14 protein-coding genes are annotated in these 12,228 nt (G+C 43.9%); 10 read left to right on the top strand and 4 right to left on the bottom strand.

The annotated features are described in order from the left end of the window. Positions 1-21: 21 nt before the first annotated feature. Positions 22-1,578: a 2,3-bisphosphoglycerate-independent phosphoglycerate mutase gene (gene gpmI / locus A391_RS0111575; protein ID WP_019899495.1), complete on the bottom strand. Its 1,557-nt coding sequence runs from the start codon at positions 1,576-1,578 to the stop codon at positions 22-24. 154 nt (positions 1,579-1,732) lie between these two features. On the opposite strand from gpmI, the gene A391_RS0111570 reads away from it, so the two are divergent. From A391_RS0111570 to A391_RS0111550, 5 genes are all read left to right on the top strand, one after another. Further along, on the top strand, positions 1,733-2,146 hold the full coding sequence (locus A391_RS0111570; RefSeq protein WP_019899494.1) for a rhodanese-like domain-containing protein: 414 nt from the start codon (positions 1,733-1,735) through the stop codon (positions 2,144-2,146). 4 nt (positions 2,147-2,150) lie between these two features. Then, positions 2,151-2,405, top strand: a complete 255-nt coding sequence (grxC, locus tag A391_RS0111565) for a glutaredoxin 3 (protein WP_019899493.1) — start codon at positions 2,151-2,153, stop codon at positions 2,403-2,405. A 152-nt stretch (positions 2,406-2,557) separates the two neighbouring features. After that, positions 2,558-3,031 (top strand): protein-export chaperone SecB, encoded by a 474-nt coding sequence (gene secB, locus A391_RS0111560; RefSeq protein WP_019899492.1) that lies wholly within the window; start codon positions 2,558-2,560, stop codon positions 3,029-3,031. 5 nt (positions 3,032-3,036) lie between these two features. After that, positions 3,037-3,489 (top strand): SH3 domain-containing protein, encoded by a 453-nt coding sequence (locus A391_RS0111555; protein ID WP_019899491.1) that lies wholly within the window; start codon positions 3,037-3,039, stop codon positions 3,487-3,489. Between the two features lie 32 nt (positions 3,490-3,521). Further along, positions 3,522-4,514 (top strand): NAD(P)H-dependent glycerol-3-phosphate dehydrogenase, encoded by a 993-nt coding sequence (locus A391_RS0111550; RefSeq protein ID WP_019899489.1) that lies wholly within the window; start codon positions 3,522-3,524, stop codon positions 4,512-4,514. A 46-nt stretch (positions 4,515-4,560) separates the two neighbouring features. Here A391_RS0111550 and trmL read toward each other — a convergent pair whose 3' ends face one another. Then, positions 4,561-5,025, bottom strand: a complete 465-nt coding sequence (gene trmL / locus A391_RS0111545) for a tRNA (uridine(34)/cytosine(34)/5-carboxymethylaminomethyluridine(34)-2'-O)-methyltransferase TrmL (RefSeq protein WP_019899488.1) — start codon at positions 5,023-5,025, stop codon at positions 4,561-4,563. A gap of 72 nt (positions 5,026-5,097) precedes the next feature. Next, the gene (locus A391_RS0111540) at positions 5,098-5,805 is read right to left on the bottom strand and encodes a ComF family protein (protein ID WP_029144152.1); all 708 of its coding nucleotides are present in this window, start codon (positions 5,803-5,805) and stop codon (positions 5,098-5,100) included. 110 nt (positions 5,806-5,915) lie between these two features. Between A391_RS0111540 and bioB the strand changes: the two genes are divergently transcribed. Genes bioB through bioD form a run of 5 tightly spaced genes read left to right on the top strand, consistent with a single transcriptional unit; the run spans position 5,916 to position 10,559 of the window. Continuing rightward, positions 5,916-6,971, top strand: a complete 1,056-nt coding sequence (bioB, locus tag A391_RS0111535; RefSeq protein WP_019899486.1) for a biotin synthase BioB — start codon at positions 5,916-5,918, stop codon at positions 6,969-6,971. Between the two features lie 8 nt (positions 6,972-6,979). Continuing rightward, positions 6,980-8,143 (top strand): 8-amino-7-oxononanoate synthase, encoded by a 1,164-nt coding sequence (gene bioF / locus A391_RS0111530; RefSeq protein ID WP_019899484.1) that lies wholly within the window; start codon positions 6,980-6,982, stop codon positions 8,141-8,143. Beyond that, the gene (gene bioH, locus A391_RS0111525; protein WP_019899483.1) at positions 8,140-8,952 is read left to right on the top strand and encodes a pimeloyl-ACP methyl ester esterase BioH; all 813 of its coding nucleotides are present in this window, start codon (positions 8,140-8,142) and stop codon (positions 8,950-8,952) included. Before bioF ends, bioH begins: the two co-directional genes overlap by 4 nt. 4 nt (positions 8,953-8,956) lie before the next feature. Then, positions 8,957-9,862, top strand: a complete 906-nt coding sequence (gene bioC, locus A391_RS0111520; protein ID WP_019899482.1) for a malonyl-ACP O-methyltransferase BioC — start codon at positions 8,957-8,959, stop codon at positions 9,860-9,862. Positions 9,863-9,893: 31 nt separating this feature from the next. Continuing rightward, positions 9,894-10,559 (top strand): dethiobiotin synthase, encoded by a 666-nt coding sequence (gene bioD, locus A391_RS0111515; RefSeq protein WP_019899481.1) that lies wholly within the window; start codon positions 9,894-9,896, stop codon positions 10,557-10,559. A gap of 51 nt (positions 10,560-10,610) precedes the next feature. On the opposite strand, the gene A391_RS0111510 is transcribed toward bioD, so the two are convergent. Continuing rightward, a complete protein-coding gene (locus A391_RS0111510) occupies positions 10,611-12,182 on the bottom strand; it encodes a M48 family metalloprotease (protein WP_019899480.1) in 1,572 nt (523 codons plus the stop codon). Positions 12,183-12,228: the final 46 nt, after the last annotated feature.

Raw genomic sequence — 12,228 nt, 5'->3', positions numbered from 1 at the left:
ATGGTCTTAAGGTGTTTAGCGTTAAGTGTTAAATTGAACTAGGTTTTTACCGGTCATTTCAAGGGGTTGGTCAACACCCATCAAATTTAGAATGGTTGGTGCCAAGTCGGATAGTGCGCCGTTATTATTTAATTGGGCATTTCTGCCAATATAAATGAGCGGTACTAGGTTGGTGGTGTGCTGGGTATGAGGCTGTTGGTTCTGCCCGTCATACATTTGCTCAACATTGCCATGGTCTGCAGTAATCAGCACTTCACCACCGATACTCTGCATCGCATTCACAACGCGGCCGATACAGATATCTAGCGCCTCTACCGCAGCAATCGCAGCCTTGAGATTACCTGAGTGACCAACCATGTCGCAATTGGCATAGTTGCAAATAATCGCATTGTATTTTTTGCTTAAAATTGCTTCTTCTAGTTTCTCAGTAACCTCATTGGCGCTCATTTCTGGTTGTAGGTCATAAGTCTCCACTTTCGGAGACGGCACGAGAATTCTATCTTCACCAGCAAACACGGTTTCTTCACCGCCATTAAAGAAAAAGGTGACATGCGGGTATTTCTCTGTTTCTGCAATTCTAAGCTGGGTGAGACCTTGCGCTGATAAATACTCCCCCAGTGTATTCTTCACTTCCTGAGGTGGAAACATGACGGTCGCCTTAGTTTCTTTTTTGTCGTACATCGTCAATGTAAAAAAACCAGCTAGATTAGGTACGTGGCGACGATGAAAACCATCAAACTCTTCTGCAAGTAAGGCGTGCGTTAATTGACGTGCACGATCTGAGCGGAAGTTCATAAACACAGCCAAGTCACCATCTTCCATCTTGATTGGTGCTTCATTAGCCTGATGAATCGCTGTGGTTTTCACAAACTCATCATTTTCTCCACGAGCATAGGCGTCTTGCAAACCTGCAGCGGCAGTTTCGGCACTGAACTCACCAACGCCTTCTGTAAATAGCTTGTAAGCGGCTTCTACACGGGGCCAGCGTTTATCTCTGTCCATGCCATAGAAGCGCCCACTAATGGAAGCAATTTTACCAACACCCACTGCTTTGCATTGTTGCTCCAATGCATCAATATAAGGCGCAGCGCTAATTGGCGGCGTGTCGCGACCATCTAAAAATGCGTGTACGTACACTTTATTTACACCGTGAATCCCAGCCATTTTAATCATGGCATGAATGTGGTCTTGGTGGCTGTGAACACCTCCATCTGACAACAAACCAAAAATATGTAGTGCTTTGTCATTATTTTTGATGTTTACCAAGGCCGGTGATAGCACTGGGTGTTCAAAAAACTCACCAGTTGAAATGCTATTGTTAATGCGTTCAATATCTTGAAATACTATGCGTCCTGCGCCAATGTTGAGATGACCAACTTCTGAATTGCCCATTTGTCCATCAGGTAATCCGACGTAGTGTTCAGAGGCGTTAATTAATGTGTGTGGGAAGTTTTTCCACAGTGTATCCCAGTTTGGTTTGTTCGCTTGTGCGATCGCGTTATCGGTGATTTCTTCACGATAGCCAAAGCCATCTAGAATCAGTAGACAAACTGGTGTGATATTTTTATTAGGGGACATATTTCGCCTCAATCTTTTGCATAAATTATGATATCAATACGAGCATTTTAGCGCATTTACACGTAAAATCTGATTATAAATATGTAAGTGTTAGTCGCTAGATGTTGATGCGACTACTTGATAATTTGGTGCGTAAAACTTTGAAAGGTAATCAGTGGAATTTATAAAAGATAATGCCTTATTAATTGGCTTGGCTTTTGGCTCTGGCATCATGTTGTTATTGCCTAGCTTTGGAAAGGGAGCAGGTGGTGTGCCAAACTTAGGTACGACCGAAGCAGTGACGCTTATTAATCGCAACCATGCATTGGTGATTGATGTGCGTGATGATGCGGAGTTTGCAAATGGACACATTGTTGATGCGAAACATATTTCGTTAGCTCAATTGGCAGATCGCTTAAATGAATTAGCTAAATACAAAGATAAGCCTTTGTTAGTGAATTGCCAACGTGGTGCACGTTCAGCCAAAGCATGCGACATTTTACGTAAAGCCGAGTTTAAGCAAGTGCACAATCTACAAGGCGGCCTAAATGCTTGGATTGAAGCAAAACTTCCTGTCGTGAAGGCGTAATGGTATGGCTAATATTTTAATGTACACCTCAGCAGTTTGTCCTTACTGCATCAATGCAGAGCGCTTGTTGATCAGCAAGGGTGTGAAAGAGATTAATAAAATCCGTATTGATTTGCAGCCTGAGCGACGCGATGAAATGATGCAAAAAACGGGTCGTCGTACTGTACCGCAAATTTACATTGATGACCGCCATATTGGCGGTTTTGATGACCTGCGAGCTTTAGATCTGGCGGGTGGACTTGACCCATTGTTGGCATAATGGATCGTTTCTAAACGTTAAGAATATATTCACTCTATTTATAGCAGAGAGCAAAATTAAACTCTGCTAAAATAGGCGCTTAAGCTTTACTAAACTTCAAATGACTCTGTCACTGATTACCAATTTTAATTAACATTTTTAAGTAGAAAATTATGGCACAAGAAGAAAACAACGTAGCACAAGAGCAACAACCAGGTTTCAGTATTGAAAAAATCTATGTAAAAGATGTTTCATTAGAAATCCCTCATGCACCACAAATTTTTACAGACCGTACGCAACCTCAGGTAAGTATTGAGCTAAGTAACTTAGCTCAGCAAGTTGAAGAAAACGTATTCGAAGTAGCAATCAAAGTGACGGTTACCTCTAAAATTGCTGATAAAACAGTATTTTTGGTAGAAGTAACACAAGCTGGTATTTTCCAAATTCGTAACGTGCCTGCAGAAAATATGGAAATGATTGTTGGTATTACTTGTCCTAACATTTTGTTCCCGTACCTACGTGAAAGTGTTTCAGATTTAGTGGTACGTGCTGGTTTCCAACCTGTATTATTGAACCCAATCAACTTTGAAGCTTTGTTTGCACAACAAAAGCAACAAGAAGCTGAACAAGCAGGTTCTGTGCAATAAGTGTAATGTCTCGATTTTCGAAAGTTGCTTTAATTTTCGCGCTGATGTGGATGCCAATCACGGCATCTGCATTAGACTTTAGAGCTGTATCAGTTCCCAAAGCCATTTTGTACGATGCGCCCTCACTTTCAGCAAAAAAAGTACTATTGCTGAGCCATCTATATCCTGTAGAGGTGGTGGTTAACCTCGGTGATTGGCTAAAAGTTCGCGATGCGCAGGGAAGCATGAGTTGGATAGAAGCTAAACATTTATCGGCTAAGCGCTCGGTACTGGTTGCTAAAGGCTCAGCCGAAATGAGAGTTCGTCCAGAGGTTGCTGCTGATGTCGTTGCAATATTAGAAAAAGATGTAGTGCTGGAGCTGGTAGAGGCTAAATCTAATAACGGGTGGCTGAAGGTAAAACATCGAGATGGTGTTACTGGATACATTTTAGTTTCATCTACTTGGGGTTTTGATTAACTAGGGTTTTGATTAACTAGGGTTTTGATTAAATGGCAAAAATTGCAGTATTAGGTGCTGGCGCATGGGGAACTGCGCTGGCGATGAATATCAGTCAACGTCACCAAGTTTCATTGTGGGCACGTAATGCTGGCCATGTTTCTGGTATGCGTAAAGCGCGTGCAAACCCTTTGTATTTAGGTGACTTTAAATTTAATGACCAATTGCAGATCGAGGATAATTTGCAAATTGCGCTCGATGGTGCTGATTTGATTTTGTCTGTGGTGCCGACTGCTGGCTTTAGAAGTATTTTAAAAGACATCAAACAACTAGGGTGTACGCTGCCTATTATCTGGGCACATAAGGGCCTAGAGCCGCAAACAGCTAAATTACCATATGAAGTGGCGCTTGAAGAGTTAGGCAGTGAGCAAAAATGGGGCGCTTTGTCTGGGCCTAGTTTTGCTGCTGAGCTGGTGCGTGGTTTACCTACCGCGGTTACCTTGGCTGCGAATGATGAGGCATTTGCTAAAGAAGCTGCGTTACTGATTCATGGTGCAAATTTACGTGTGTACGATACGACTGATGTGATTGGTGTGTCAGTGGGCGGTGCGGTTAAAAATGTGATGGCGATTGCTGCTGGTATTTCTGATGGTATGGGCTTTGGTAATAATGCACGTGCCGCGATGATTACTCGTGGTTTAACTGAAATGACACGTTTTGGTTTATCCCTTGGCGCTAAGTCAGAAACGTTTATGGGCTTGGCAGGCGTTGGTGATTTGATACTGACGTGCACGGGCCAGTACTCTAGGAACAGAGAAGTAGGTTTGCAACTTGCCAGCGGCAAAAGCTTAGCAGATATTTTGCAAGGGCTTGGTCATGTGGCAGAGGGTGTTAACACTGCGCGTGAGGTGATGCGTCGCGCTGAAACATTAGGCGTTGATATGCCGATTACTTGTGAGGTTAATCAAGCACTATCACATGGTAAAAGTGCTCAGGATGCGGTGATGGATTTGTTAGGTCGTGAGCAAAAGCCAGAAGGCGTATAACATCGTAGATGATGTTTTTAGCAATAGCCTGGTTGAATGGTCGGCCTTAGCTGCCGCCTTCAAACCCAATTTGTCGCCAAGCCTCATAAAGTAATACCGCGGCAGAGTTTGATAAATTCAAGCTACGGCTATTCGGTAACATTGGTAAACGTACGCGATGTTCAGCGGTGAATTGATTGCGTATTTCCTCTGATAGCCCACGTGTTTCAGGCCCAAATACAAATACATCGTCAGCTTTAAATGCAATATCACTATGTGTAGTGCTGCCTTTGGTGGTAATTGCAAATAGTCGCTTGCCCGCAAGTGCTGCTTTGCACGCCTCCCAGTTTTCATGTACTTTTAAGTTGGCATATTCGTGATAGTCTAAGCCTGCGCGTTTTAGTTGTTTATCTTCTAAGCTAAACCCTAGCGGTTTCACTAAGTGCAATTGCGCGCCAGTGTTGGCACATAGCCGTATGATGTTGCCTGTGTTTGGTGGAATTTCAGGCTCAAATAAAACAATATGGAACATAAGTAAAATCAGTTTTCGTTAAGTTGGATTTGCGTCATGCTAATTATTCCTGCTTAGCATGGGAGAGGGCGTTTATTTCGGCAACGTTCTTGCCATCACCCAGCATTCTACATGGGCAGCGCCTGCTTGTTTTAATGTTTTAGCGAGTTCATTCAAACTAGCACCTGTTGTCATTACATCATCAATAATCGCAATATTCAAATGTTGCAGACTCTGTTGGCAACTAAATGCACCTTTAATGTTTTTGATGCGGTCTTTTAGGTTTAGGCTGGCTTGTGGTGGTGTATGTTTGGTGCGCTGGCAGGTGGTGTAGTCTAGCGGTATGGTGAAAGCCTTACTCAATAGCTTTGCTATTTCAAGTGCTTGATTAAAGCCTCTTTCCTTTAAGCGATTTTGATGCATGGGCATTGGCATGATGACGTTGATTGCATTTTGCATGGTCAGTTGCGTGTGTTTTTTCTCTGCAAACAACGACGCAAAAGTTTGTGCTAAATTTAAGCTTGCGTTGTATTTGTAATGTTGTAGTAAGCCATCTACCGGGTAATCGTAGGTGAGTAGTGCCGTTGTAGCATCAAAGCTGGGTGGTGTGCTGATGCAACTGCCGCATATGCTTCCGTTAGTGATTAACGCGCATTGCGGACATTGTGTAGTTGTATGCCAAGGAAGGTCCTTTAAGCATGGCTGACATAGCCCTAGGTTTTCACCGTTGTGGCTTGCGCAGAGTATGCATGTTTGTTGCAGGTTTGCTAGTATTTGATTAAATTTTAATCTGTTGTTCAAAGTTTGCAGTCAGTTTTATTGACAATGTATAATCATGCCTAAATTCTATCTCAATTTCACTTAATCACCACTTTGGTGAAGATACCTTAGTAAATATACAAGGAAATACAATGCTTGAATCATCAACTCACTCAGAAGCAACAACACCTACTAATGAAGCGGTTATCAATACTGATCACCTCAAAGCAGGTTTAAATAAATCATGTAGCACACATGCGCATGAAGAAAATACAGTGAATCGCTGGAGTGTGGCAGAGATTGTTGAGTTATTTGAGATGCCATTCAGTGATTTGATGCATCGCGCGCAAACGGTACATCGTGCCAATTTCGACCCGAATGCAGTGCAAGTGAGTACTCTGCTATCTATTAAAACGGGTGGATGCTCTGAAGACTGCGGTTATTGTCCGCAAGCTGCCCGCTACCATACCGATGTTGAAAGTGAGCCTTTAATGGCTTTGGATGATGTACTGGCTGCGGCACAAGAGGCAAAAGACAATGGTGCAAGCCGTTTCTGTATGGGCGCTGCATGGCGAGGCCCAAAACAGCGTGATTTGGAGCCTGTGCTTAAAATGATTTCAGAAGTCAAAGCAATGGGCTTGGAAACTTGTGCAACCTTGGGTATGTTAAAAGAAGGACAAGCGGAGCAGTTAAAGGACGCCGGTTTAGATTATTACAATCATAACTTAGACACCGCACCTGAGTTTTACGGTGAAGTGATTACTACGCGTACTTACCAAGACCGATTGGAAACATTAGACCGTGTACGTAGCGTTGATATCAACGTTTGCAGTGGGGGCATTATCGGGATGGGCGAATCACGTAATCAACGTGCTGGTTTGCTGGCCCAGTTGGCTAATATGGAGCGCCCACCAGAAAGCGTGCCAATTAACTTATTGACCCAAGTGGAAGGTACACCCTTACACGGAACTGAAGAGCTAGACCCATTAGAGTTTGTGCGTACAATCGCGGCTGCTCGCATTACCATGCCAAACAGTTTTGTGCGCTTATCTGCTGGGCGTCAGAGTATGCACGAAGGCATTCAGGCATTATGCTTCTTAGCTGGTGCTAACAGTATTTTCTACGGTGAGAAATTGCTAACGACAGGTAACCCTGAAGCTGAGACTGATAAGCAATTATTTGCCAAACTTGGCATTAACAAGATTTAATACACAGAATGTTAGCTTCTTTACAACGTGAACTCGACCAGCGCAAAACCGATGGTTTGTTGCGCCAACGTCGTTTGTTAGATTCGCCACAGGCTGAACATATTGTTGCAAATGAGCAACCGTATCTTTCTTTTTGTAGTAACGACTACCTAGGCTTGGCGAACCGGCCCGAATTAATCGCAGCGATGCAAAAGGCCGCTGGAGAATCTGGCGTTGGGAGTGGTGCCTCTAATTTGATCACGGGGCATCATCGCTATCATGATGCTTTAGAAAAACAGCTTGCAGCATTTGTTGAGTTGCCTGCCGCTCTGCTATTTTCTACCGGATACATGGCAAATATCGGCGTGCTTGGCGCACTGACAGGCCGAGGCGATGCAATCTTCGCAGATAAGTTAAATCATGCGTGTTTAAATGACGGTGCTTATTTCTCACATGCAGAGTTTCAACGCTATCCGCACAATGATGTGGCTGCGCTAGAAAAGTTGTTACAGGCGAGTACCGCTAATCATAAGTTGATTGCTGCTGATGCAGTGTTTAGCATGGACGGCGATATTGCGCCTATTCCCGAGTTTCTGGCACTTTGCGAGAAATATGACGCTTATCTGTATTTAGATGATGCCCATGGTTTTGGCGTGTTAGGTGAACATGGTAAAGGGTCATTAAATCACTTTAAAGTTAAATCGCCACGTATTATCATGATGGCAACTTTAGGAAAAGCTGCCGGTGTTGCGGGTGCTTTTGTGGCGGGTGAGCAAGTCGTGATTGATTATCTGATTCAAAAAGCCAAGAGTTATGTGTATTCCACACCTGCACCGCCAGCTTTGTCAGCCACGCTTTCAGCTTCTGTTAAGTTGATTGAGCAGGGTGATGATTTGCGTGCAAATCTCAATCGCTCAATCGCCTATTTGAAAAATAACCTTAAGCTCAATCAATGGCAGTTAATGGATTCCGATACGCCTATTCAGCCCTTGGTAGTAGGCGGTAATAAGGAGGCTTTGGCGTTAAGTGAGTATTTACAAACTTGTGGCATTTTAGTGCCAGCAATCCGTCCGCCTACCGTGCCTGTGGGTACTGCAAGGCTGCGTATATCGCTATCGGCGGCACATACACTGGATGATATGAAAAAACTTGTTGAAGCGATTCATCAGGCAGAAAGTGAGCTCGCCGCATGATTGCTAATCACCTGCATGTTGAAGTGATAGGCACAGGCCCTAATCTTGTATTGCTACATGGATGGGGAATGAATGGCGCAGTATGGCAGCCTTTGGTCAAAAAACTAAGCAAGCTATTCACGCTACACATCATTGATTTGCCAGGCATGGGTTTAAGCCGCCCAATAGAGCCGTTTCACTTACATGCTACCGCAGAAAAAGTGGCAGAAGTTTTGCCTGCACATGCGGACGTGGTCGGCTGGTCTTTAGGAGCACAAGTTGCAATACGCATAGCGCTAGATTATCCAGACTTAGTACGTAGATTAGTACTTGTTGGCGCTACGCCCTGTTTTGTGAATAAGAGTTTTGATCAAGAAAGCGTGGAATATAAATCCACTTGGGATATTGGCATTGAGCCAGACGTGTTTGGTAACTTTGCAGATAGTGTGAATGAAGATTATCACAAAACTATGACGCAGTTTTTAACTTTGCAGTGCATGGGGTCGAATGACGCAAGAAGTACCGTTAAATTATTGCGTAATAAATTTGCTGAGCGTCCAACGCCAACATCGCAAACCTTATATCGTGCACTGAATATATTGTTAGAAACAGATTTGCGTGCAGAAATCGAACACTTAAGAAAACCTACGTTATTAGTACACGGAGATCGTGATACTTTGGCGCCTGTTCAGGCGGCGCATTGGATGATGAAAACGCTACCTGTAGGTTTTTTACGTGTGATGGCTGGTGCATCTCACGCGCCATTTTTATCACATCAAGAGCAGTTTATTGATGCGATTGTCCAATTTTTAGAACCCCAAGCGCAGTAATAACATGACGGACGATATTTATCGCATAGACAAAGCGCGCGCGCGCGCTTCATTTGGCCGTGCTGCTGAAACTTACGATGCAGCTGCCATTTTGCAAAAGCAAGTGCGTGAGGAAATGCTAAATCGCCTAGATTTGGTTAAATTGAATCCGCAGGTGATCTTGGATGCTGGTTGTGGTACTGGATTAGGTAGTCATGCGCTACAAAGAAAATACCCAGCATCACAAGTAGTGTCACTTGATTTTGCATACCCTATGTTGCAACAGGCCCGTAAGACTTACTCGAGTATTGGTGTCTTACATTTACTCAAGTCTCTAGTCGGAATCACCAAACAAAGCTTGGTTTGTGCGGATATCGAGGCTTTGCCCATGGCCAACTCAAGTGTCAGTTTGGTATGGTCAAATCTGGCGATACAGTGGTGTAATGATTTAGATACGGCTTTACAGCAGTTTCACCGAGTATTGCAGCCAGAAGGTTTACTGATGTTTAGCACGTTCGGCCCTGATACGTTACGTGAGTTAAGAGTGGCGACTAGTGCCGCCAGTGGTAGTGAGTATACAAGTGTAAGCCGATTTATTGATATGCATGATATTGGTGATGCGTTGGTTCGAGCTGGATTTAACGCACCCGTATTGGATGTTGAGCGATTCACGCTGACTTATGATGATGTAAAGAGCGTGATGCGTGATCTCAAAAGTATAGGTGCACATAATGCTACGGATGGCCGTGCCAGAGGATTGTTGGGACGTGGTTTCTTTACGAAATTAGAGGCTGAGTACGAGCAGTTTAGACAAGATGGGAAATTGCCTGCGACATTTGAAGTGGTGTATGGTCATGCATGGCGCGCAAAAGATAAAGAAGTATTGCCAGACGGTGCCGTCCCAATTAATTTTACACGTAAGAAATACTAATGTTATTTGTGTCGTTACCTAACTAATTAACATGAAACAATCTTATTTTATTATTGGCACTGATACCAATGTCGGCAAGACCTATGTTGCCAGTGCATTAGTCAGGCACTTTGCTAAAGCTGGTTATCAAACAATAGGCATGAAGCCGATAGCATCAGGCTGCATGCAGACACCTGATGGCGATTTATTGAATGATGACGTACTTGCATTGTCTACAGCGAGTAATGTTGTTGCCCCACTAGATCTGACTAATCCTTATCGTTTTTCACCAGCCATTGCCCCTCATATTGCCGCAGAGCAAGCAGAGGAGATTATTGATTGTGAAAAGATTAAGCAGGCATACCATGAGTTAACGCAATTAGCTGAGGTGGTGGTCGTAGAGGGTGCTGGTGGTTTTCTTGTGCCATTGAATAGGCAGGAGACCTTAGCAGACTTGGCGGTCACACTGAATATTCCCATGATATTGGTGGTAGGTATGCGCTTAGGCTGCATTAACCATGCCTTGCTTACGGTAGAGGCAATTAAATCCCGCGGATTAACATTGGCTGGCTGGGTGGCTAATCAAGTGGATGCTGAAATGCCTGTTTTCGAAGAAAACTTGGCGAGTTTGCAGCAACGTATTGCCGCACCATGTATCAGTGTAGTTCTTTGGCAAAAAGATGTAAATTTCAACGCCGATTCTTTTATCGCAAAGTAAAATCATCTTTTCTCAAATAGTCTTTTCTCAGAAAGTTACCCTAGGAAAAAATTACTCTGTGATGCTGGCACTCTCAACGATGGCTTTGTAGAAATTGATGGCTTTGGGGTCACTAATTCTTTCCCCAATAGCAACTTGATTGCGTTTTCCTGGGGCAACCCCATGAATAAATAGTGGCTGACTCTGCCCAATCGCGCGTCCATTTTCGTTATATTGAATGACGCGCACTTGTACTCGGCTCAGCGCTACTGGCGTATCATTTTGAACGACTGCAAATAAATTGCCTAAATTATCACTTTGTATGCCTGATTTAATGTATTTGGCTGGGTTGCGTGGCAAATCTAATCTCACTGCTCTGGCGATGGCATCTTTACCGATATCTGAGTTAGAACTGGCAGCTACTTGATAGTGCTGCAACGCAACATCAGTTTGGCCTTTGCCTTCCGCAATTTGGCCTAATAATGCGTGCCCTGGTGCCGTTGGCAATAACTCATTGGCGCGTTTTAGAAACGGCTCTGCCTCTGTCTTTTTACCCATATTGAATAAGGCGATACCACTTTGGATGTGTGGTTTGAAGTAATCGGGCTGCATCTTGATGGCTTTTGCATACAGCTTTAATGCCTCTTGTGGTTTCTTTTCTGTGAGTGCAATGTCACCTAACAGCTCCTGAAAACGCGCCTCGCGTGGCTCACCTGCGATTGCTTGGTTAATCAGTGATTTTGCTTTATCGATATTCTTCTCACTAAGGGCTTTGACTGCATCGTCATAAGCTTTGTAAGCACCTTGGGTTGCTCTTAATTTAGCTGTTTTCTTGGCATAAATTTCTTTACCCCACTCGCCACCAGCGCCAACTTGTTTAAGCGTTTCTTTATTTGCATCTACACGGGCTTGTGAAGGTGGGTGGCTTGCAAACAGACCTTCGATGAAATTGCTTTTTCTGTCAGCGCTTAATCGCACAAATGTCTCTTGTAATGTGACGGCGGCAGATGGGTCGTAACCTGCTTTTTTCATATATTGCATGCCGTATAAATCTGATTCGCTTTCGGCATCACGACCATATTTGCTATTCACCAATTGCGCACCAGTTTGTGCACCGCCCACAATCAGGTTCGCATAGTCTGTGTTCTGTGCGCCAATGCCAACGGCAATCATCGCGCCTTGTAATAATACGCCACGCTCCATACCTTGTGCGCCATGTCGGGCGGCCGCATGTACTAGCTCATGGCCCATTACGGCGGCTAACTCTGCCTCACTGTTAAGCTCATAGAGAAGGCCGCGGTTAAATGCAATTTTTCCGCCAGGCATTGCCCATGCATTGGGTACTGAATCATTTAGCAGATTAAACTCATAAGGGAGTTTACGATCGGACACAGCCGCTAATTTATTACCAACACTTTGTATGTATGCCGTAAGTTCTGGGTCAAGTACATAATCACCACCCTGAGATTGGCGGGTAGGCGAATAATTTTGTGTGCCAATCGAGATTTCCTGTGCCTCGGAGACAAACTGAAATTCACGTTTTTTTGTCACAGGGTTAATGCCGCATGCACTGACGATAAGTGATAGCGCTAACATAATAGTAAGCGGTAGTTTTCGATCAATATTCTGTAGATGGTATTTCATCGTATTAAGCTCGCTATCAGTTGGGCGTATGACAACGCATTAGGTA

It is taken from the genome of Methylotenera mobilis 13, from assembly GCF_000384255.1.
Classification (GTDB): domain Bacteria; phylum Pseudomonadota; class Gammaproteobacteria; order Burkholderiales; family Methylophilaceae; genus Methylotenera; species Methylotenera mobilis_B.
This window is presented reverse-complemented; position numbering and strand designations above follow the sequence as displayed.